Source organism: Microbacterium paraoxydans (genome assembly GCF_020524545.1).
Classification (GTDB): Bacteria; Actinomycetota; Actinomycetes; order Actinomycetales; family Microbacteriaceae; genus Microbacterium; species Microbacterium paraoxydans_C.
Window position 1 is genome coordinate 127,845 of the sequence record NZ_JAIVLG010000001.1, and the last position, 20,957, is coordinate 148,801.

A 20,957-nucleotide genomic window follows, 5' to 3' on the forward strand; every position below is an offset into this window, starting at 1 on the left:
GAAGAAAGAGATCCATCACATGTTGAACACTCCCAAGGTCACGAAGCGAGGGCGCACCACGCTCGCTGCGGCGGCCGCGATGTCGCTCGGCGTCGCGGGCGTGGTCCTCACCGGTGGTGCCGCTTCTGCAGCACCGGTGGCCGGCCCCGTCGACGACAGCGTCATCGGCTCGCTGACCATCCACAAGTATGCGTACCCCGCAGACGGGGCGCAGGACCCGTCGGGTTCGGGTCAGGACCCGACGTCGGATGTCATCGAGGGCGTCGACTTCGAGGTCTGTGCCATCGACAACATCACCTCGCTCGGCGACACTTCCAACCTCGGGTGGGACCAGGTGCTCGGACTCGATGCGCTGAGCAGCAACGGGGCGGCACTGACCGGGTCGGTGGCGGGCGTCGACGGCGGCTCGTCGTTCGACCTGCTCAACTGCCAGACCGTCACGACCGATGTCAATGGAGAGGCCTTCCTCGCGAACCTCGCCGTCGGCGCGTACCTCGTGACCGAGACGGCCGCACCGGCGGGTGTCATCATGGGGGACCCGTTCGTCGTGACCGTCCCGACACCGGCCGATGACGTCGCAGGTGCGGACAACACGGGCATGTGGGAGTACGACGTCAACGTCTACCCCAAGAACGTGAACGTCGAGGCGCCGGACAAGGTCATCGGCGATCAGCCCACCAACGGTGTCGTGCTCGGTGACGACATCGACTACACCATCTCCCAGCGCATCCCCGCGCTGGCTGACGGCGACGTCTACACCAAGCTCACCGTGACCGACACGCTGGACGACAAGCTCGACCTGCTCGCGGGTTCGGTCGTGGTCGGACTCGACGGCACTGCGCTGACCGAGGGGACGGACTACTCGCTCGACACCACGGGCGACGTCATCACGGTCGTGTTCCTGCAGCCCGGTCTCGACCAGCTCGCGAACGGCCAGACGCTGACGGTGGACTTCACGGCCGTCGCCAACGCCAACGGTGTGATCGACAACCAGGCCTTCGTGAACGTCAACGACCTCGACCTCGACGGCGACGGCAACGGCGGCGACAACCCCACGCCCGTGGTCACCACCCGCTGGGGCAACCTCCTCGGCGAGAAGACCGACGCGACGGGCAGCAACGTTCTCGGCGGTGCGGAGTTCAACGTCTACATGACCTCCGACACGGACGGCACCTGCGACGACGCCGCCACGGCCGACATCGACGGGCTCACCCCGGTCGCCACTACCACCTCGGCCGCTGACGGCTCCATCGTCGTCTCGGGCCTGTGGGTCGGTGACACGAACGAGGACGTCGCCGACCGCTGCTACATCCTCGAGGAGACGGTCGCCCCTGCCGGGTACGTCCTGCCCACCGGCGACGCAGCGCTGACCAGCGTGAACATCGTCCCCGGCGACACCGCCGTGGCCCCGACGTTCACCATCGAGAACGACCAGCAGCTGGTCCCCGGCCTGCCGCTGACCGGCTCGGACGGGCAGATGCTCCTGACCATCGGCGGCATCGCCTTGCTGACCATGGCAGCCGGTGGTGTGCTTCTCGCGCGCACGCGTCGCGAGCACTCCGAGGTCACCGAGGCCGCATAACACGAGCCTCGACGTCCTCGCGCCCGGCTTCGGCCGGTGCGTGAACCGAACGAAGCGGGTGGTTGCCCGAGCACGGCAACCACCCGCTTCACCATGAGCCACAACACGAGAGCCCCGATGTACTCGACTGGTCCGCGACACCGCATGCGCAGACAGCGCCGCTGGCGACCGAGCCCGCTCCTCCTGCTCACTGCCGTCGTGGCGCTCGCCGGTGCGACCGCGCTGGTGTACTCGAGCGCCGCCAGCTGGGTGTTCGCTCTCAACCAGACCCAGGTCGTCGACCGCTACTACACCTCGATCAACACGGCTCAGCCGTCTGCGGCGGAACAGCTTGACGAAGCGCGGCGCTACAACGCCGACCTGTCTGCCGGGGCGGTGCTCGCCGCGAACACCACCGTTCCCGAAGGAGACGGCGTATCGCGCAACCAGCTCTACGACTACTGGTCGATGCTGTCGACGTCCACCGGTGTGATGGCCCGGATCCAGATCCCGAAGATCGACGTCGACCTCCCGATCTACCACGGCACGAGCGAGAGCACCCTCCAGCGCGGTGTGGGGCATCTGGAAGGCACCTCGCTGCCTGTCGGCGGGGAAAGCACGCACACCGTTCTCACGGGGCATCGCGGCCTTGCCGAAGCGAGGCTCTTCACCGACTTGGACCGACTCGTGATCGGTGACACGTTCACGGTCAACACGTTCGGGAAGGTGCTCACGTACAAGGTCGTCGACACCCGAGTGGTGGAGCCCGACGACACTCAGGCGCTCCGTCAGGAGGAGGGCCGCGACCTGGTCACGCTGGTCACCTGCACGCCCCTCGGAGTCAACACCCACCGGATCCTCGTGACGGGCGAGCGGGTCACACCCACCCCGGACGAGGACCTGGAGTCCGCCACCGGTCCCTCCGATGCGCCCGGATTCCCCTGGTGGCTCGTCGCGTATGTCATCGCACTGACGGGAATCGGCTGGTATGTGTGGCGGGGAGGCCGGCGAACGAAACCCACGCCCCCGCGCTCCGGAGGAGACGATCACGATGACTGAACGTTCGACCGCAAGACGGATGCCGCGTCGCCGGTGGCTCGTCGTCGCCGCGATCGCAGTCGTCGCGGCGATCGGTGTCGGCGGCGCCATCTGGGCGGGAGTGTCGACCACGGCGACTCCTGTCGCACCCACCGTGCCGACGCCCCAGGGCGGTGGTGTCGGCGGCTACCTGTTCCAAGACCGCGACGGTGATGGCGTCCGCGGCCCCGGGGAACCGGCGCTGTCAGGATGGGACGTGCGGGTCTACTCGACCGGGCCGCTGCCCCTGGACACGACGGCCACGGATACGGACGGCGTGTTCGTCCTCGACACGATCGACGATGCGACCCCCGGTGAGACGACCGCGCGCATTCGCGTGCAGCCTGCCATCGAAGGGCCGGCGGCGGCGAACATGCCCACCCCCTCGGCGCTCTCCCAGGAGTTCACGATCCCGCTCGGCGAGACGGCTGCCATCCCCGTCGCCGCTTTCCGTGCGTGCCTCGCGCAGGACCAGTGCACGGACCTCCGTCTTCCCGACCTCGTGCCGCAGCTCACCAGTTCCGGCGGGGAAGAGTAGCCGCCGCCCACGGCAACCCGCGTCGATACCACGACCAAGCCGGGCCGCGTCCTCCTCCGATTCGGGACATCGACGGCGAATCTCGGCGGGCTGCTCCATGTCACCGCCGCAGAGGTCAGCGGTGACGGTGCGACTCAGAACGTCCAGCAGCGCGTGTACGGCGACGGGGAGGTGTACGTGCACGATGCGGGTCGATTCGTCTAGCACGCCGAACACAACCACTTCCATCTCGACGAGTTCGAATGCTACGAACTGGTATCCGAGGACAAGAGCACAGTCCTCGCCTCCAGCACCAAGGTGAGCTTCTGCCTCACCGACCTACTCGCCGTCGACCCTCCCGCGCGAGCGGACGGCGACGTCTTCCTCGACCTGCGCCCGTTCGACTGCGGCATCTACGAGCAGGGCATCAATACGGGGTTCGCCGACTACTACGGTGCCGATCTTCCAGACCAGTGGATCGATGTCACCGGCGTGCCGTCGGGGACCTACTGGGTGAAGCTGACCGTGGATCCCGAAGGGGTCTTGCTCGAGTCGGACAAGACAAACAACGTCGTCTACTTCGCCGTCGATTTCACGGCACCATAGCGATCTCGGCCGGGACCGGAAGCCGTCATCTTCCGAGGCGGTGTCGTAGGCTCGCTTCCGACGCAGTTCCACGCTCTCCGCACGCACCGGATCGGTTCACCGCACCAGTGCGCACGTCCGTTCGTGCTGGCACCAGGAACCACGTAGGCTGAAACTCAGTCGCACGACGACGTTCGAAGGAGAACATCAGATGCAGATCAGCGGACAGGGTGCGCTCGTCACCGGCGGAGCCTCGGGCCTCGGCTTGGCGACCGCACGCCGCCTCGTGGCCGCGGGCGCCCACGTGACGATCATCGACCTCGCCTCATCGAAGGGGGCGGACATCGCCGACGAGATCGGTGGATTGTTCGTCGCCGCCGATGTCACGAGCTCCGACGAGGTGCGCGCAGCCGTCGCGACAGCGCAGTCCGCAGCGCCACTGCGCGTCGTCGTGAACTGCGCGGGCATCGCACCCCCTGCCAAGGTGCTCGACCGCGAAGGCAGTCCGGCCGTCCTCGCCGACTTCGAACGTGTGGTCCGCATCAACCTCGTCGGCACGTTCAACGTCATCTCGCAGGCTTCGGCCGCGATCGCCAAGAATGAACTCCACGACGACGAACGCGGCGTCATCGTCAACACGGCCAGCGTTGCCGCCTTCGACGGGCAGATCGGCCAGCCCGCGTACTCGGCGTCGAAGGGCGGCGTGCACGCGATGACCCTCCCGATCGCGCGCGAGCTCGCGCGCCACGGCATCCGGGTCTGCACGATCGCGCCGGGCATCATGGAGACGCCGATGCTGATGGGGCTGCCGCAGGAGGCGCAGGACTCCCTCGGTCAGCAGGTGCCGTTCCCCGCCCGCCTCGGCCGCCCAGACGAGTACGCCGCTCTCGTGGAGCAGATCGTCGAGAACGGCTACCTCAACGGCGAGACCATCCGTCTCGACGGTGCGATCCGCATGGCCCCGCGCTGACCCCGCCCTCAGAACCTCGAGAACCCAGGAGAATCCATGACGCTGGCAGGCAAGACCATCCTGATGTCGGGCGGCAGCCGCGGCATCGGCCTCGCGATCGCTCTGCGGGCGGCGGCCGATGGTGCGAACATCGCGATGCTCGCGAAGACCGACACGCCGCATCCCAAGCTCGAGGGCACGATCCACACCGCCGCGGAGCAGATCCGCGCGGCCGGAGGGAACGCCTTGCCGATCGTGGGCGACGTCCGCGATGACGATGACATCACCGAAGCGGTCCTGAAGACCCAGGGGGAGTTCGGCGGCATCGACATCGTGATCAACAACGCCAGCGTGATCGACCTCTCGCGCTCGCTCGACCTCAACGCCAAGAAGTACGACCTCATGCAGGACGTCAACGTGCGCGGCACGTTCATGTTGTCCCGCGCGGCGGTGCCGATCCTGAAGGACGCCGAGAACCCGCACATCCTGTCGCTGTCGCCGCCTCTGAATCCGACTCCGAAGTGGCTCGGGGCACACACCGGGTACACGCTCGCGAAGTTCGGCATGACCATGGCCACGCTGGGCCTCGCCGCGGAGTTCGCACCTGACGGGGTCGCCGCCAACACGCTGTGGCCCCGCACGACGATCGCCACTGCGGCGGTGCAGAACCTCCTCGGGGGCGACAAGGTGATGGCCGCGAGCCGCACGCCCGACATCTACGCGGATGCCGCGTATGCGGTGCTGCTCAAGCCCGCGGCGTCCTACACCGGACAGACGCTCATCGTGGAGGACGTGCTCGAGGCCGAGGGTGTGTCCGACTTCTCGACGTACGCTGCGATCCCCGGCACTCCCGACAGCGCGCTCTTCCCCGACATCTTCCTCGACTGACTCCACCCCACCCCCTGCCCTCCGGGCTCCTCACCCCTGCCAAAACGGAGACCGCATGCCGATGCGTCGGCGTGTCGAGCCCCGACACGCCGTGCAGACCGCATCCGCTCTCTGTTTTGGCAGGGGGGCAGGGGGGAGAGGGGGACAGGGGGCAGAGGGGGGAGGGGGTCAGAGGGGGGAGGGGGTCAGAGCAGGAGGTAGGTCGCGCCGAGGATGGTGAGCGCGATCACGAGGCGGTCGAACATGCGTTGGTTCAGGCGCCGCGCGACTCGAAGGCCGAGGAGCGCGCCGACCACCACGAGCGGGGCGAGTACCGCATCCATCAGGAGCACCGGAGCGGGGAACAGGCCGAGACCGGCGAGGAACGGCACCTTGAGCACGTTGATGATCGCGAAGAACCACGCCGAGGTGCCGAGGAAGACCTGCACCGGGGTCCGGGTGGCGAGGAAGTACATGGACATCACGGGGCCGCCGGCGTTGGCGACCATCGTCGTGAAGCCGCCGAGAGTGCCGTAGGCGCCAGCGAGCGCGATGCTGCCGGAGGAGGGCGAGACCGCTGCGTGCGCTCGGTCCTGTTGCCCTCGCCGCCAGAGGGTCACGCCGATCATCAGCAGCAGGATCACCCCGATCGCTCGCCGGACGATGCCGTCGCCTGCGAGCGCGAGGAAGGCGAATCCGGCCAGGAGCCCGAGGACGACGGCCGGCGCGAGGCGCAGCAGCGTCGGCCAGTGGGCGTGGCGGCGATAGGCGATCAGCGCGAACACGTCGCCGACCATCAGCAGGAGCAGCATCGCGGCCGTGGAGGTGCGCGCGGGCAGGACCGCCGCGAACAGCGCGATAGCCAGGATGCTGCCGCCGGGGAGAGCCGTCTTGGAGATGCCGATCGTCACCGCGGCCACGGCGAGGGCGGCCCACGCCCACGGGTCGAGCTCGATCACCGTTCCAGTTCGGCGACGATCGCGTCGTAGCCGCGGCTGCGTGCCAGCGCGATCGGCGGCACTCCGTCGCCGTCGGGGAGGCGGGCGTCGGCGCCTCCGTCGAGGAGGGCCCGCACCACCTCCACATAGGCGGGAGATCCGTCGCCGAGCACGATCGCCTCGTGCAGAGCCGTCCAGTTCAGGTTGTTGACGTGGTTCGGATCCACGCCGGCCTCGAGGAGGATCTCGACGGTGGCGACGAGTCCGCGTTCGGACGCCGGGATCAGTGCGGTACCACCGAAGCGATTCGTGCTCGTCAGGTCGGCGCCGTTGTCGAGCGTCAGTAGCAGGATCTCGTCGTGCCCTCGCGCGCCCGCATACAGGTACGCGGAATCGTGGATGTCGTCCTTCGCGTTCACGTCGGCACCGGCCCCGATGAGCACTCGTGCCGCCTCCACTCTGTTCCCTTTGGCCGCCGCGATCAGCGCTGTCATCCCGCCGGTTCCGCGCGACTCGATGTCCGCGCCCGCGTCGAGCGCGGCCCGCACGGCATCGGCGTCTCCGGCAGTTGCGGCGGTGAGTAGGTCAGTGGTGGCGTCGGTCATCGTGTGTGGTGCGATCAGCCCCGCGCGGCGGAGAGCGCGGTGGTGAAGCGCGCAGCGCGCAGCTCGATGTCGGACCAGTCCGAGGCGGCGATCGCAGCGCCGTTCGCGAGGTCCCCGCCCGCACCGACAGCGACAGCGCCGGCCGCGAACCACGCAGCGAGGTTGTCCGGGTTCACGCCGCCGGTGGGCATCAGGGGGGCGGTGGGGAACGGGCCCCGCAACGCGCCGAGATAGGACGGGCCGCCCAGCGACGCCGGGAAGATCTTGACGACGTCGACGCCCAGCTCCAGCGCGCCCATCACCTCGGTGGGCGTCATCGCTCCGGTCATCACGACGCGGCCGGTGTCGAGCATCGACCGGGTGAGGTGGGGGAGCGTGCCGGGGCTGACGAGGAACTCCGCGCCCGCATCGGCGGCCTGCGCGGCCTGGGCCTCGGTGGTCACCGTGCCGGCACCGATGTACGCGGCGTCGCCGTGACGCGCGATCAGTTCGCGGATCACTGCCGGCGCATCGGGGGTCGAGAAGGTGACCTCGATGCCGGTCACGCCGCCGCGGATGATCGCTTCGGACGCCTCCAGGGCCAGTTCAGGGGAGGGGGCGCGCAGGACGGCGAGGATGCCGGTGGTGCGTGCGCGGTCGAGGCGGTCGGACATGGAGCTCCTTCATCGGGCGGGCTCGTCCATTCTCGCGGGCCCATCCTGTCATGACAAGTCGGGCGGGAGGTCGGTGCGAGAGCGCCGGCTACTTCGCGACGAGGGTCGTCTCGAAGCGGTAGAGGTCGGGTCGATAGCAGTGGTGACCGAACTCGATCGCTGCGCCCGACTGGTCGAACGAGATGCGCTCCATCGTGAGCAGCGGTCCGCCCGCCTCGATCTCCAGGAGCTCCGGCTCGTCGGCCTCTGCGCGCCGCGCGCCGATCTTCTGCTTGGCGACCCGGATGGCTACGCCTCGTGCACGGAGGGCCTGATAGAGCCCTCGGGATTCGAGTTGCTCGGCCGAGATGTCCGCGAACTCGCGGGGCAGGTAATTCTCCAGGATGGCGACCGGGACGCCGTCTGTGCTCCGCCGACGGCGCAGATGGAGGATCTCGGTGCCGGGGGTGATCGCCAGTGCCTCCGCGACCTCATCCGAGGCGGGGATCAGCTCGTGGGTCAACACCTGCGTCCCCGGCTCGTGGTGCGCGCTCTGCAGATCCTCGAACAGGCTGGTGAGCTCGACCTGGCGGGTGACGGAGCCCTGGACGACTTGAGTGCCGATGCCCCGTCGACGCACGAGAAGCCCCTTGTCGACGAGTTCCTGGATCGCCCGTCGGATGGTGGGCCGGGAGAGGCCCAGCTGCTCGGCGATCGACACCTCATTCTCGAGGCGGGCGCCGGCGGGGATGGCGCCGGATTGGATCGCGCTCTGCAGGCGTGTGGAGACCTGGAAGTAGAGCGGGACCGGGCCCGTCCGGTCGATGTCCGCGAAGAGATCGTTCGGCCACGGGGTGACGAGATCGGCCATGGTCCTCCGCTTTCTCTGGGGAGTCATATTGTAGCGACAATCATACGATCCACCCCACCCCCGATTTTCCGGGAACTTCGGGCGGAGAGGCGTGGCATGTCCGGTCAGACGAACGACTCTGATCTCGCAAATGCTTAAAGTGCTATTGTACTGACATGGAGCAGGAGAGATGAGCTACGTGTGGGATCCGCACCTGCTCGTCGAACTCGGTCTTCTCGCCTTGGCCTTCGTGCTCTCGGTGGCCGTCGGTGTCGAGCGCTCCCGGAAGCTCAAGAGTGCGGGGCTGCGCACCCACGTCCTCGTCGGGATCGGCTCCGCGATCTTCACCTTGATCTCGGCGTACGGATTCGAGGGGGTCCTCGGGCCCGACGTCGCCGTCGACCCCTCGCGCATCGCGGCGCAGGTGGTATCGGGGATCGGCTTCCTCGGGGCCGGCGTGATCTTCGTGCGAAACAACGCGGTGTCTGGTCTGACGTCGGCGGCGACGATCTGGGTGGTGGCGGCGATCGGCATGGCATGCGGTGCCAACATGCCACTCCTGGCGATCGCCGGCACCGGGCTGCATCTGTTGACAGTCGGGCCGTTGTCCCGCGTCCGCGATCGCCTGCGACCAGAGCCTGAGAGGTTGCGGGTCACTGTCCAGTACGAGGCGGATCGGGGTGCTCTTCGCGAAGCGCTCGCGGCCGCCGAGCGCCGGGGCCTGCCGGGCACGCTTCTCGGGGCGACCCGGATCCACGGGGATTCCGACATGCGCGCGACGCTCGAGTTCGTCGAGGCGTCGTCGCCCGACAAGCGCTCGGACCTCATCGATGCGATCGCCCGGCTCGAAGGGGTGCGATCGGTCGTCGTCCAGGGCTCCTCGGATGACGATTGATGCATATGTAATAACCTGCTAACATTCGTACTGGGCTGCGGTCCACCATTCAATGGAGAAAGGAAATCGAGTGATCCGTATCGCGAACGCGCCGGTGAGCTACGGGGTCTTCGAGCTGGCTCGGCCGGACCTCGTCGCCCTTCCCGAGGGGGAGGAACTCGCGCGCTGGATCAGCGAAGCCGGCTACCAGGGCATAGACCTCGGTCCGGTCGGACTCCTCGGACGAGGCGAGGAGCTGACCGAGCGCCTGCAGCGCCACGGTCTCGAGCTCGCGGGTGGATGGGTGGATCTTCCGTTCGCCGGAGCCGAAGACGACTTCACCCGCGCAATGGCGGACTTGGACGACATCCTCGACGTGTTCCTCACCGCGGCGGAGGCAGGGCCGACCCTTGCGCCTGTGCCCACCCTCGCCGACTCCGGCAGCGCGGAGCGCAAGGCGCGTCCCGGCGGCGCGGCGGAGCTCACGCTGCGCGGGGACGACTTGGCGCGGTTCGTCGACCGTGTCAATCTCGCGACGGCGCGTGTGCGTGATCGGGGACTCGAGCCGACCTTCCACCACCACGCCTGCACCTACGTCGAGACGCCCGAAGAGGTCGACGCGCTGCTGGCATCGACAGATGTCGGGCTCACCTTCGACTCCGGGCACCTCCTCATCGGGGGAGGCGATCCGCTGCCCGACTTCCGGCGGTGGCGTCACCGTGTCAACCACCTGCACCTCAAGGACGCCCGCACGCAGATCCTGCACGAAGCCTTGCAGGCCGATGACCCGATGCGGTCGGTGTGGGAGAAGCGCGTCTTCGTCCCCCTGGGGCAAGGAGACCTCGCCGTCACCGAGCTCGTGGAGGAGATCATCAGCAGCGGATACAGCGGCTGGCTCATCGTGGAGCAGGATGTCGTGCCGCGTTCGGCCGACGAGGTCGAACGCGCCAAGGCCGATCAGATCGCCAACCGTGACGCCCTGCGGGCGTGGTTCGCGTGAGCGTCACTCGCGTCGCCGTCATCGGGCTGGGGGCGATCAGCCAGAGCGTGCACCTGCCGATGCTGCGCCGGAACGCCGACAGCTTCGAGATCGCCGCCCTCGTCGACCTGTCCGCCGTGCGCACCGACGACATGGGAGCCCGCTACGGCGTGGCCGTCGACCGTCGTTTCCCGTCCGTCGACGCCCTGGTCGCCGCGAAGGACGACGGTGTGCTCGCGATCGACGCCGCGATCCTCGCCACCACCGGCTCTCACGCCGGCGACACGCTGCGGCTCGTGAAGGCCGGTATCCGCGTGCTCGCCGAGAAACCCCTCGCCTATTCGGTCGCCGAGCTCGAAACGCTCATGGCGTACGCCGCAGAGGCCGGGATCGATCTGCGGGACTGGGTGCGTGTCGGGTACATGAAGGAGTACGACCTCGCATCGCAGCACGCGAAGCGGCTCCTCGCCGGCGTCGACCTTCGTGCGATCACCGTGCAGGTCATGCACCCGCTCGACGGGGCGCAGCTGGCCTACGCGCGACTCGCGGCTCCCTCCGGCGACGTCTCCCCCGAGACCGTGGCCCCTCTGATCGCCGCGACGGGGACCATCGTCGACTCCGCCGTCGGCGCCGACCTTCCGGCCGACCTGCGCACGCTCTACACGAACGTCGTACTGGGGTCCATCGTCCATGACGTCGGACTGCTCCGCATGCTCGTCGGTGGTCTGGGCGACGTCGACTTCGCGCAGCACTGGGGCGCGAAGATGCCGGGTTCGGTGCACCTGCGCGGAACGCTCGCCCGTGACGAGACTCCGTGGACCCTCGACTGGCACTACATCGACGGCTACCCCGACTACCAGGAGACCGTCACCTTCCATCACGAGACCGGAACCGTCGAACTGCTCTTCGGCGTTCCGTACGTGACGAACCTTCCCACCGTCCTCCGTGTGACGGAGAGCCACCCGGAACTCGGCATCCGCGTGAGCGAGTCGCGGTGGATGCAGCAAGAGGCTTTCGAGAACGAACTGTTCGCGCTGGCGGCACTGGTCCGCGGCGAGCGTCCCGACGGGGCGAGCGTCGAGGAATCGGTCGCCGACGTGCGCGTCGGGCAGCGGATGATCCGCGCGCTCGCGCTCTCGAAGGGCGTCACGCTCGACCCGGGCGTCGAAGCCGCGCAGTAGTTCACCCACATCCGCGACCGAGTGGCAACCGCTCGGCGTTCAGCGACACAGAAAGGTCAGAAATGGTCACGTACGGAAAGCGCCGCCTGCTTGCGGCGTTCGCCCTCACCACTGTCGGTGCGGTCGTCCTGGCTGGCTGCTCCGGAGGATCGGATCCGGAGACCGAGGACGACTCCGGGCCGGTCACCCTCACCCTCACGACCAACTCCATCACCGGCGGCAAGAACAGCGCCGAGGCGGACTGGATCGCGGACTGGGTCATCCCCGAGTTCGAGAAGGCCATGGACGCGGAAGGCAAGGACGTCACCGTCGAGTTCCAGCCTCAGGGCGTCGACGACGAGGACTACAAGACCAAGATCGCCCTCGATCTGCAGTCCGGCAAGGGTGCCGACATCATCGGCATGGACGGTATCTGGGTCGGCGAGTTCGCCGAGGCGGGCTACATCAAGCCGCTCGCCGAGGTCGGCGGCGAGGCCGTCGACGACTGGGACGGGTGGGCGCAGATCCCCGATGCCGTGCAGAACGCCCTCTCGTTCGACGGCGACCGCTACGGCGTCCCGCAGGGCGCCGACGGTCGCGTCCTCTACTACAACAAGGATCTCTTCGCCCAGGCCGGCCTCGACGAGGACTGGGCCCCGGAGAGCTGGGACGACATCCTCGAGGCGTCGCGCGACCTGAAGAAGCTCGACGGCGTCACCCCGATCCAGCTCAACGCCGGTACCGCGATGGGTGAGGCGACCACGATGCAGGGCCTGCTTCCGATGCTGGTCGGCACCGGTGAGCAGGTCTACGAGGACGGCAAGTGGATCGGTGCCACCGACGGCATGGAGAAGACGCTCGACCTCTACGAGACGATCTATGTCGATGAGGGACTCGGCGACCCGGTCCTCCAGCAGGAGGCGTCGGGACGCGACACCTCCTTCCAGCTCTTCGCGGAGGGCAAGATCGGCATCCTGCTCGAGGGCGACTACTTCTGGCGCTCCGTGATCAACCCCGCCGAAGGCGTGGGGACGGCACCGATGGCCGATCGCGACAGTGTCGTCGGCTACGCCAAGATCCCGGCGATCGAGCCGGGCGAGGGCATCAACGACCAGGACTACGTCTCGATGTCCGGCGGCACCGGTCGTGTGCTCAACCCCAACTCGAAGCACGCTGCACTCGCCTGGGAGCTGCTCGCCTTCATGAACTCGCCCGAGGCCTTCGAAGCGCGCGCCGCTGGTACGCTCTCGATCTCGCCGCGCAACGACGTGAACGAGAAGCTGCTGTCGTCCGACCCCATGCTGACCTTCGTCAGCGAAGAGGTCCTGCCGATCACGGCGTACCGTCCAGGACTGGCCGCGTACCCGCAGGTCTCGGTACTGCTCCAGCAGGCCACGCTCGACGTCGCCACCGGATCGTCGGTCGATGACGCACTGAAGACCTACGTCCGTGGTCTCGAAGGCGTCGTGGGTCCGGACGCGATCTCCGAGTGACCATGACGCAAGCAACGATGCCGGCGGGGAGCGTCACCGCTCCCCGCCGGCGCCGCGCGGAGGATGTCGCGGGTCTGGGCCGGGCGAGGGCGACACTGTTCGCAGCGCCCGGTCTGCTCCTGATCGGCCTGTTCCTCCTCTTCCCGGCGCTGTGGACGGTCTATCTCGGGATGACCAACTACCGGCTGACCGGTTTCGCCGCAGCCAACCCGGAGTTCGTGGGACTCGAGAACTTCTCGACGGCGCTCAACGACCCGCGATTCTGGAACTCGCTGTGGCTCACGCTCGTGTTCGTGCTGGTCTCGGGCATCATCGGTCAGACCGTGCTCGGCTTCGCGCTCGCGTGGATGCTCCGCAACGTACGAGCGGGGGTGAAGACCTTCATCGAGACCCTCGTGCTCGCCGCCTGGGTGATCCCCGCCTCCGTCGCCTCCTTCCTCTGGCTCGCACTGCTGGATCGGCGCACCGGAACACTCAACGCCCTCCTCGGCACCGAGGGAGCGGCGTGGCTGATCGAGCACCCGATGGAGTGCATCATCATCTTCAACATCTGGGTCGGGACCGCGTTCTCGATGCAGCTGTTCTCCTCGGCGATCAGCGCGGTGCCGCCCTCGCAGCTCGAGAGCGCGCGCATGGTCGGGGCCAACACCTGGCAGCAGTTGCGCGATGTGATCCTGCCCAACATCAAGGGCCATCTGCTGACCAACACCCTGCTGATCACGCTGTGGACGTTCAACACGTTCACGCCCTATCTGCTCACCGCAGGCGGGCCGAACGGCCAGACCGACATCCTGTCGGTGTACATCTACCAGACGGCCATTCCGGGCGGTCAGCTGGGCCTCGGGGCGGCGATCTCGCTCATCATGCTCCTCATCAACCTCGTGATCGCGCTGATGTACACGCGCGTCTCGCGCGGGGCGAGCTCGAAGAAGAAGAAGGTGCGCTCATGATGTCGGCCATCAAGACGGTCGTGCGCGACCGATCGGTCACGCACTTCGTCTCACGGATCCTCTTCACGATCGTGCTCGTGCTTGTCTCGCTGTTCTTCGCCCTGCCGATGGTGTGGCTGGTCTTGGCCCCGTTCGATGCGTCGCCGTCGCTGACGGTGTCGTGGCCGGACTGGACGCTCGACAACTTCGCCCGTCTCGCGGAGAACCCGTATGCCCTGAAATCGATCCTCAACTCCTTGATCCTCGGTATCGGGACCATGGCGCTCGTGATCGTGCTCGGCGCCCTGGCGTCGTACGCGATGAGTCGCATCAGCATCCCGGGGCGCGACGGCATCCTCTACGGGCTGCTGCTCCTGTCGTCCATCGTCACAGGAACGGCGGCCATGGTCCCGACGTTCCAGCTCATCAACCAGCTGCAGCTGATCAACACCCACGTCGGCGTGATCCTCGTCCTGGCCGGAGGCATCCTCCCGACGGTGATCTTCATCCTCAAGGACTTCATGGATTCCATCCCCAAGTCGTACGAGGAGTCGGCGCGTCTCTACGGTGCGGGGCCCTTCCGCATCCTCAAGGACGTCGTGGTGCCGATCGCCCGTCCGGGCCTCGCGTTCATCGCGATCTGGACGATCGTGCAGGTGTGGGGAAACTTCCTCGTACCGTTCCTGCTCCTGCGGACGCCCGACATGCAGCCGGCCGCCGTGCTCATGTACACCTTCTACACCGAGAGCGGCCAGGCGGATCTCCGTCTGATCTCGGCGTTCTCGCTGGTGTTCTCGGTGCCCGTCCTTCTCATCTACTTCTTTGTGAACCGTCGCTACGGTTTCCGCTTCCACGGAGGGATCAAGTCCTGATGGCCGCCATCATTGCAACCGAACTCGTCAAGGAGTACCCCGGCGGGGTGCGCGGTGTCGACAGCGTCGACGTCGAGATCGCGGACGGCGAGTTCTTCGCGCTGCTCGGACCCTCCGGGTGCGGGAAGACCACGCTGCTGCGCTCGATCGCGGGCCTGGAGAGCATCACGTCCGGAAAGCTCACGATCGGTGAGAAAGACGTCACGAACGCCGAGCCGGGTGAGCGCGGCGTGGCGATGGTGTTCCAGGACTACGCGCTGTTCCCGCACATGGACGTCGGCGACAACATCGCCTACCCGCTGCGGATCCGCCGGGTGGGCAAGGGGGAGCGTCGCACCACGGCCGAGTCCGTCGCGAACGGGCTGTCGCTGAACGGGCTGATCGAGCGCCGACCCGGTCAGCTCTCCGGAGGGCAGCAGCAGCGCGTGGCCCTCGCCCGCGCCGTCGCGACCCGTCCCGACGTGCTGCTGCTGGACGAGCCGCTGTCGAACCTCGACGCGCGGCTGCGACTCGAGGCGCGGACCTTCCTGAAGGAGCTGCAGCGCGACCTCGGCGTCACGACCGTGTTCGTGACGCACGACCAGGCCGAGGCCCTCGCGCTGGCCGATCGGATCGCGGTGATGAAGGCGGGCAAGCTCCAGCAGATCGGCTCGCCGCGCGAGATCTTCCACCGTCCGAACAACACGTTCGTGGCCGGTTTCATCGGCTCGGTGCCCATGAACCTGCTGGAGACCACGGTCTCCGGCGGCAGCATACGCATCGGCGAGGCGGACGTGCCGGTGCCGGCCGAGGCAGCGGGGTCTGCGCGCGAGGGGCAGGCGGTCAGCTGGGGCATCCGTCCCGAGTACCTGCGCTGGTCGTCCGAGCCCGTCGCGGACGGCATCGCGGCGGAGGTCGTCGTGACCGAGACCCTCGGTGCCACCAGCCTCGTGCTCGTGAGCGCCGGTGAGCACAAGCTCCAGGTCGTCGTTCCCGAGGAACATGAGCCCGCCCCGGGCGACCGCGGCTGGATCGTGCCGCAGCTCACCCGGGCACTGCTGTTCGACGCCGAGAGCACCGAGCGGATCGGCTGATGAGCACCGTCCGCACCACCCTCCACCTCACGCACGACATCCAGAACGCCGATCGTTACGTGCGGGTCCCGTTCGACGTGCCCGCGGGCACGGATTCGCTCGAGGTGCGCATCTCCTACGACGGAGAGGCCGCGGTGATCGATCTCGGCTGCGAGGGCGCCGCGGGGTGGCGCGGGTGGTCCGGCGGTGCCCGGACCTCATACGTGATCCGTACGGACGACGCCACCCCCGGATACCTTCCCGGCCGCCCCGAAGAGGGCGAGTGGAACGTCATCCTCGGGGTGCACCGTCTGAGTGCCGGTGGTGCCGACGTCGCGGTCGAGATCCTCCTGCCTGCGGAGTCGGCGATCGACCACGGCCCCGTCGTCGCTCCGGTGGCAGGGGTGCCGCGTGGAAGCTCGAGGGATCTTCCCGCTCCCGCGGGCCTCACGTGGTTCGCCGGCGACTTCCATGCGCACACCCTCCACTCGGACGGACGCGAGAGCATCTCCGGCCTGGCGGCACTGGGCGTGCGCGCCGGACTCGACTTCCTCGCGGTGACCGATCACAACACCACGAGCCACCACGCACACCTCCCCGGGATCGGCGAGCAGCATGCGATCACGTTGCTGCCGGGCCAGGAGGTGACCACGCACCGCGGTCATGCGAACGCCTTCGGCGACATCGGATGGATCGACTTCCGCCGCCCCGCTCAGGAATGGGTCGACGAGGTCGAACGCCGCGGGGGCGTTCTGAGCGTGAACCACCCCATCTCCGGCGACTGTTCGTGGTTGCATCCGCTCGAGCGTGCACCGCGCGCGATCGAGCTGTGGCACTCCACCTGGTACCGCGAGCTCATCGCGACGTCACCGCTCGCGTTCCACGAGCGGTGGGACAAGGGAGCGGTGCTGCTCGGCGGCGCGGACTTCCACATGCAGAGCCAGGGTGTCGGCCCCGGCACTCCCACCACCTGGGTCGCCGCGGAAGACGCCTCGCCCGAGGCGATTCTCGCCGGAGTCGCCGCCGGTCGTACCGCGATCATGGGCGGTGTCGCGGTGCGCGACGGCCTGACCGCTCCCGAGCTCTTCACCGCCCCGGTGCTGCTGCGCCTGGACGGCGAGCTCCTCGCGATCGATGCCGACGGCCTGATCCTCGTCGACGGTGCGGGGGAGCGGCGCTCGGTCCGCGGCGACCGCGCCTCATTCGATGGCGACCCGGCCTCCGGTCCCTACTATCTGTTGCACCCCGACCGCAGCATCGCCGCCCTGTGTGCCTGAGCGCACCCGACATTCCATCCAGAGATACAGGAGTCCCCGCCCGTGAGCAGTGAGATCGTCGTCGTCCCCCACACCCACTGGGATCGCGAATGGTACGAGCCGCACGACGTCTTCCGGCTTCGCCTGGTGCATATGCTCGACCGGCTGATCGGGATCCTCGAGGCGGAGCCCGAGTATCGCTTCACGCTCGACGGCCAGGCGGCGGCGATCGAGGACTACCTCGAGATGCGTCCGGACATGCGCGATCGGGTCATCGCGCTGGTGCGACGCGAACAGCTGAGCGTGGGCCCCTTCCTGATCCTGCTCGACGAGTTCGGCTGCGACGGCGAGACGATCATCCGCAACCTCGAGCTCGGACGTGCCGCCAGTGCTCGCCTCGGGCGCACCATGCCCGTCGGCTACCTCCCGGACATGTTCGGCCATGCGGCGCAGATGCCGCAGATCCTGGCCGGCTTCGGCATCAGGCACAGCGCCCTCTGGCGTGGCGTCCCCGCCGAGGTGCAGGAGCACGCGTTCGCGTGGGTCGCTCCGAACGGTGACGCCGTCCGCTGCGAGTACCTCTTCGACGGCTACGGCAACGGGCTCGACATGTTCGCCCTGCCAGGACAGCTGCCCGAGCTCGCCCCCGACTACGCCGCCCGCACCGCTTCCTGGTACGGCGACGACCCGGTGCTCGCGATGCTGGGCACCGATCACTCCGCGCCGCCCGAGGACCTCGCCGAGGTCATCCGCGACTACGACGCGATCGGCCGTGAGCCGCACCTGTCGATCGCGACCCTCGACGGTCTCCTCGCCCGGTACGACACGGATGCCGCGGCGCTCGCCGCCCTCCCCCGGGTGCGGGGCGAGATGCGCTCGCACGCTCGCGGAAACCTGCTGCCCGGGGTGTTCTCGATCCGCACGAACCTGAAGCGCGAGATGGCCCGCTCGGAGCAGGCGCTCACCGCCGCCGAGCGCCTCGACCTGATGTTCGGCACCCGCGACCACCGCTCCTTCTTCGACACGGCCTGGTACCGCATCGTCGAGAGCACGGCGCACGACTCGGTGACCGGCTGCGGCGTCGACGCGACCGCGGAGCAGGTGGGGACACGCATCCACACCGCGGGGCACATCGCCCGTGGAGTCATCGACACCGTCCTCCGCGACGTGTCGGCGGCAGTGTCGCCCGCGCAGCACCTCGTGTTCAACCCTTCGGGCTTCGCGCGGCGTGCGCAGGTGGAGGTCACCCTGCACGGCGTGGACACGGATGCGCTTCCCGCGGGCGTGCAGCTGCTGGACCCGCTGCCGACCGTGCTCGGCGACGAGCGGATGCGCAGCGCCGACCTGCCCAAGATCCTCCGACGCATCCACGGACGGGAGCTGTTCGGTCAGCAGATCAACGGCTACGAGTGGGGAGAGCGGTCGCTGCGCTTCCAGGTCGCCGAGAGCCCGCAGGGGGTGTGGGACCTGGCCGCCTTCACCGTCGAACTGGAGGAGCGCGTCGTCGCGGACGTCGGCGGCGACGACCTCTGGCACGTCGAGACCATCGCCGATGCGCGTCACCGTGCCCTGCTGGCGGTGGATGTCGACGGTCTCGCGCTCGCCGCGGTGTCCGAGACCTCGGCCCCGGCCTCGGCGGATCCGGTCACGGTGACGGCCGGATCGCTCTCCAATGCCGCGCTCACCGCGACCGTGAACGCCGATGGCACCGTGCGCATCGACGGGGCCGACGGATCGTCGATCGACGGTGCCCTCGCCCTCGTCGACGACGGCGACTGCGGCGACTCCTACAACTACGGCCCGGTCGATGCGGCGTCCGCCGTGAGGAGCCCGTCCTCCGTCGACGTCTCCGTGGTGGAGCAGGGCCCGCTGCGCGGACGCCTCCGCATCCGTCGGATCTACGACGTGCCGGTGGGGCTGACCGCGGACCGTCGCCGGTCGACCGAGACCGTTCCCCTCGTGACCGACACCACGATCGAGCTGCGCGAGGGCGAGGGCTTCCTGCGTGTCGGTATCGACTACGTGAACACCGCCTCCGACCATCGGCTCCGGGTGCTCGTCCCCGCCGGTGGCGCCGGGCTCGAATCCTCCCGAAGCGCCGGGCAGTACGCCACGACCGTCCGAGGTCGCTCGGCCGAGGGCGGCTGGGGCGAGTTCCCGCTGCCGACCTACCCGGCCTATCGCTTCGCCGCGGCGGGCTCGGCCGCGGTCCTGGTGCAGAAGCTGTCCGAGTACGAGCTCGTGTCGTCGCCCGGGGCATCGGACGCCCTCGCGGTCACCCTGTCGCGCTCGGTCGGGATGATGAGCGTGAACGTGCACCCGCTGCGTGACGAGCCCGCCGGATCCGAGATCCCCGTGCCCGGTGCGCAGTATCTGGGCGTGGCCGTGCACACGGACCTCGCGATCCTGGTCGGTGCGGATGATGCGGCGACGGTGCGCGCCGCCGACATCTTCCGGCACGATCCGCTCGTGGTCCGCGGCTCGGGGGAGACCGACGGTCCTCTGCCCGAAGCGACGTTCCCGGTCACGCTCTCGGGCGATGTCGTGCTGGAGTCGGCGCGCCGGGTCGGGGATGCGGCTGAGCTCCGTTTCGTCAACTACCTGTCCGAGGCCCGCGAGGTGGCGTTCTCGGCGCCGGGGTCCTGGACGCGGGTCGACCTCGCCGGCGAGGTCCGGGAGTCCGAGTTCGATGTCGTCTCCGCCCGTGCGGTCGCGGGTGAGATGCTCAGCATCCGGCGTGCGATCTGATCCTGTTCACATTAGTGCTAATGTTAAGACAAATAAGAATCGGAGCGGAGGGATGATGTCGGAGGAGCGAGCGGTCGCGACGATCCTGGCCATCGGACGCCTGGGCGTCGACCTGTACCCGCTGCAGGACGGCGTCGGCCTCGGCGAGGTCACGAGTTTCGGCAAGTATCTCGGCGGAAGCGCGGCCAACGTGGCCGTCGCCGCCGCCCGCTACGGGCATGACGCCGTGCTGCTCTCCAGAGTCGGGAAGGACCCGTTCGGGCGGTACCTTCGCGCGGAGCTGGAACGGCTCGGGGTGCGGAGTGATTTCGTCGCAACCGATCCGACCTACAAGACGCCGATCACCTTCTGCGAGATCTTCCCGCCCGACGACTTCCCCCTGTACTTCTACCGCGAGCCCACCGCTCCGGACCTGCAGATCCGCCCCGGCGACGTCGATGCGCAGATCGTGCGGGAGGCCGCGCTCCTCTGGTTCACGGCGACCGGACTGAGCGAGGAGCCGAGCAGGCAGACCCACCTCGACCTCCTCGCAGCGCGGGGAGGTCGTGCGCACACCGTGTTCGATCTGGACTATCGCCCCATGTTCTGGGAGGCACCCGAGGCCGCGCAGACGCAGATCCAGCGTGCGCTGGGGTTCGCCACCGTCGCCGTCGGCAACCGTGAAGAGTGCGAGGTCGCGGTCGGCGAGTCCGACCCTGACCGTGCCGCGAACGCGCTGCTGGAGCGCGGCGTCGAGCTCGCGATCGTCAAGCAGGGGCCGCGAGGCGTTCTCGCCAAGACCCGATCGACGCAGGTGGAGATCCCGGCGACCCCGGTCGAGGTCGTCAACGGGCTCGGTGCCGGCGATGCCTTCGGCGGTGCGCTCTGCCACGGCCTGCTCGCGGGATGGGAACTCGAGAAGACACTGACCTATGCGAACGCGGCGGGCGGCATCGTGGCCGGACGCCGGGAATGCTCGACGGCGATGCCGACGGAGCGCGAGGTCGCCGAGGTCGTGAACGGAGATGCATGAG

19 protein-coding genes and 1 pseudogene are annotated in these 20,957 nt (G+C 68.4%); 16 read left to right on the top strand and 4 right to left on the bottom strand.

Annotated features, from left to right (window positions below; genetic code table 11):
- The first annotated feature begins 19 nt into the window (after positions 1-19).
- The 6 genes and pseudogenes from LC041_RS00615 to LC041_RS00640 all read left to right on the top strand — a co-directional run bounded on the left by LC041_RS00615 (position 20) and on the right by LC041_RS00640 (position 5,577).
- The gene (locus LC041_RS00615) at positions 20-1,582 is read left to right on the top strand and encodes a SpaH/EbpB family LPXTG-anchored major pilin (protein ID WP_226531035.1); all 1,563 of its coding nucleotides are present in this window, start codon (positions 20-22) and stop codon (positions 1,580-1,582) included.
- A 144-nt stretch (positions 1,583-1,726) separates the two neighbouring features.
- A complete protein-coding gene (locus LC041_RS00620; protein ID WP_226531036.1) occupies positions 1,727-2,620 on the top strand; it encodes a class C sortase in 894 nt (297 codons plus the stop codon).
- Positions 2,613-3,176, top strand: a complete 564-nt coding sequence (locus LC041_RS00625) for a hypothetical protein (protein ID WP_226531037.1) — start codon at positions 2,613-2,615, stop codon at positions 3,174-3,176. Before LC041_RS00620 ends, LC041_RS00625 begins: the two co-directional genes overlap by 8 nt.
- Positions 3,177-3,392: 216 nt before the next feature.
- A pseudogene (locus tag LC041_RS00630) lies at positions 3,393-3,761 on the top strand (lysyl oxidase family protein); the annotation flags it as partial.
- Between the two features lie 190 nt (positions 3,762-3,951).
- Entirely contained in the window at positions 3,952-4,710 is a 759-nt protein-coding gene (locus LC041_RS00635; RefSeq protein ID WP_226531038.1) for an SDR family NAD(P)-dependent oxidoreductase, read from the top strand.
- A 36-nt stretch (positions 4,711-4,746) separates the two neighbouring features.
- Positions 4,747-5,577, top strand: a complete 831-nt coding sequence (locus LC041_RS00640) for an SDR family oxidoreductase (RefSeq protein WP_226531039.1) — start codon at positions 4,747-4,749, stop codon at positions 5,575-5,577.
- Positions 5,578-5,762: 185 nt separating this feature from the next.
- On the opposite strand, the gene LC041_RS00645 is transcribed toward LC041_RS00640, so the two are convergent.
- From LC041_RS00645 to LC041_RS00660, 4 genes are all read right to left on the bottom strand, one after another.
- Positions 5,763-6,515 carry a sulfite exporter TauE/SafE family protein gene (locus tag LC041_RS00645; protein ID WP_226531040.1) on the bottom strand — a complete coding sequence of 251 codons (753 nt, stop codon included), beginning with the start codon at positions 6,513-6,515 and terminating at the stop codon, positions 5,763-5,765.
- Entirely contained in the window at positions 6,512-7,099 is a 588-nt protein-coding gene (locus LC041_RS00650) for an ankyrin repeat domain-containing protein (RefSeq protein ID WP_226531041.1), read from the bottom strand. The genes LC041_RS00645 and LC041_RS00650 overlap by 4 nt, the downstream gene beginning before the upstream one ends.
- Positions 7,100-7,113: 14 nt before the next feature.
- Positions 7,114-7,752, bottom strand: a complete 639-nt coding sequence (locus tag LC041_RS00655; RefSeq protein ID WP_226531042.1) for a bifunctional 4-hydroxy-2-oxoglutarate aldolase/2-dehydro-3-deoxy-phosphogluconate aldolase — start codon at positions 7,750-7,752, stop codon at positions 7,114-7,116.
- An 88-nt stretch (positions 7,753-7,840) separates the two neighbouring features.
- Complete coding sequence (locus LC041_RS00660; RefSeq protein ID WP_226531043.1) at positions 7,841-8,602, bottom strand: GntR family transcriptional regulator; 762 nt, start codon at positions 8,600-8,602, stop codon at positions 7,841-7,843.
- Positions 8,603-8,771: 169 nt separating this feature from the next.
- On the opposite strand from LC041_RS00660, the gene LC041_RS00665 reads away from it, so the two are divergent.
- From LC041_RS00665 to iolC, 10 genes are all read left to right on the top strand, one after another.
- On the top strand, positions 8,772-9,476 hold the full coding sequence (locus tag LC041_RS00665; RefSeq protein WP_226531044.1) for an MgtC/SapB family protein: 705 nt from the start codon (positions 8,772-8,774) through the stop codon (positions 9,474-9,476).
- A 70-nt stretch (positions 9,477-9,546) separates the two neighbouring features.
- Entirely contained in the window at positions 9,547-10,455 is a 909-nt protein-coding gene (locus LC041_RS00670; protein ID WP_226531045.1) for a sugar phosphate isomerase/epimerase family protein, read from the top strand.
- Positions 10,452-11,615 carry a Gfo/Idh/MocA family protein gene (locus tag LC041_RS00675; RefSeq protein ID WP_226531046.1) on the top strand — a complete coding sequence of 388 codons (1,164 nt, stop codon included), beginning with the start codon at positions 10,452-10,454 and terminating at the stop codon, positions 11,613-11,615. Before LC041_RS00670 ends, LC041_RS00675 begins: the two co-directional genes overlap by 4 nt.
- Positions 11,616-11,677: 62 nt before the next feature.
- The gene (locus LC041_RS00680; protein ID WP_226531047.1) at positions 11,678-13,087 is read left to right on the top strand and encodes a sugar ABC transporter substrate-binding protein; all 1,410 of its coding nucleotides are present in this window, start codon (positions 11,678-11,680) and stop codon (positions 13,085-13,087) included.
- A gap of 2 nt (positions 13,088-13,089) precedes the next feature.
- Positions 13,090-14,037 (top strand): carbohydrate ABC transporter permease, encoded by a 948-nt coding sequence (locus tag LC041_RS00685; RefSeq protein ID WP_226531048.1) that lies wholly within the window; start codon positions 13,090-13,092, stop codon positions 14,035-14,037.
- Complete coding sequence (locus LC041_RS00690; protein WP_226531049.1) at positions 14,034-14,888, top strand: carbohydrate ABC transporter permease; 855 nt, start codon at positions 14,034-14,036, stop codon at positions 14,886-14,888. Before LC041_RS00685 ends, LC041_RS00690 begins: the two co-directional genes overlap by 4 nt.
- Positions 14,888-15,961: an ABC transporter ATP-binding protein gene (locus LC041_RS00695; RefSeq protein WP_226531050.1), complete on the top strand. Its 1,074-nt coding sequence runs from the start codon at positions 14,888-14,890 to the stop codon at positions 15,959-15,961. The genes LC041_RS00690 and LC041_RS00695 overlap by 1 nt, the downstream gene beginning before the upstream one ends.
- Positions 15,961-17,217, top strand: coding sequence for a CehA/McbA family metallohydrolase (locus tag LC041_RS00700; RefSeq protein WP_226531051.1), 1,257 nt, complete (start codon positions 15,961-15,963; stop codon positions 17,215-17,217). Before LC041_RS00695 ends, LC041_RS00700 begins: the two co-directional genes overlap by 1 nt.
- Positions 17,218-17,259: 42 nt before the next feature.
- Positions 17,260-19,944 carry a glycoside hydrolase family 38 N-terminal domain-containing protein gene (locus tag LC041_RS00705; RefSeq protein WP_226531052.1) on the top strand — a complete coding sequence of 895 codons (2,685 nt, stop codon included), beginning with the start codon at positions 17,260-17,262 and terminating at the stop codon, positions 19,942-19,944.
- A gap of 55 nt (positions 19,945-19,999) precedes the next feature.
- Complete coding sequence (iolC, locus tag LC041_RS00710) at positions 20,000-20,956, top strand: 5-dehydro-2-deoxygluconokinase (protein ID WP_226531785.1); 957 nt, start codon at positions 20,000-20,002, stop codon at positions 20,954-20,956.
- Position 20,957: the final 1 nt, after the last annotated feature.

What these genes read in the sequence shown, in the direction of transcription:
- LC041_RS00655 (WP_226531042.1), bottom strand. Translation starts at nt 7,752, where the DNA reads ATGTCCGACCGCCTCGACCGCGCACGCACCACCGGCATCCTCGCCGTC.
- LC041_RS00680 (WP_226531047.1), top strand. Translation starts at nt 11,678, where the DNA reads ATGGTCACGTACGGAAAGCGCCGCCTGCTTGCGGCGTTCGCCCTCACC.
- LC041_RS00660 (WP_226531043.1), bottom strand. Translation starts at nt 8,602, where the DNA reads ATGGCCGATCTCGTCACCCCGTGGCCGAACGATCTCTTCGCGGACATC.
- LC041_RS00650 (WP_226531041.1), bottom strand. Translation starts at nt 7,099, where the DNA reads ATGACCGACGCCACCACTGACCTACTCACCGCCGCAACTGCCGGAGAC.
- LC041_RS00690 (WP_226531049.1), top strand. Translation starts at nt 14,034, where the DNA reads ATGATGTCGGCCATCAAGACGGTCGTGCGCGACCGATCGGTCACGCAC.
- iolC (WP_226531785.1), top strand. Translation starts at nt 20,000, where the DNA reads ATGTCGGAGGAGCGAGCGGTCGCGACGATCCTGGCCATCGGACGCCTG.
- LC041_RS00700 (WP_226531051.1), top strand. Translation starts at nt 15,961, where the DNA reads ATGAGCACCGTCCGCACCACCCTCCACCTCACGCACGACATCCAGAAC.
- LC041_RS00685 (WP_226531048.1), top strand. Translation starts at nt 13,090, where the DNA reads ATGACGCAAGCAACGATGCCGGCGGGGAGCGTCACCGCTCCCCGCCGG.
- LC041_RS00625 (WP_226531037.1), top strand. Translation starts at nt 2,613, where the DNA reads ATGACTGAACGTTCGACCGCAAGACGGATGCCGCGTCGCCGGTGGCTC.
- LC041_RS00615 (WP_226531035.1), top strand. Translation starts at nt 20, where the DNA reads ATGTTGAACACTCCCAAGGTCACGAAGCGAGGGCGCACCACGCTCGCT.
- LC041_RS00620 (WP_226531036.1), top strand. Translation starts at nt 1,727, where the DNA reads ATGCGCAGACAGCGCCGCTGGCGACCGAGCCCGCTCCTCCTGCTCACT.
- LC041_RS00640 (WP_226531039.1), top strand. Translation starts at nt 4,747, where the DNA reads ATGACGCTGGCAGGCAAGACCATCCTGATGTCGGGCGGCAGCCGCGGC.
- LC041_RS00635 (WP_226531038.1), top strand. Translation starts at nt 3,952, where the DNA reads ATGCAGATCAGCGGACAGGGTGCGCTCGTCACCGGCGGAGCCTCGGGC.
- LC041_RS00695 (WP_226531050.1), top strand. Translation starts at nt 14,888, where the DNA reads ATGGCCGCCATCATTGCAACCGAACTCGTCAAGGAGTACCCCGGCGGG.
- LC041_RS00665 (WP_226531044.1), top strand. Translation starts at nt 8,772, where the DNA reads ATGAGCTACGTGTGGGATCCGCACCTGCTCGTCGAACTCGGTCTTCTC.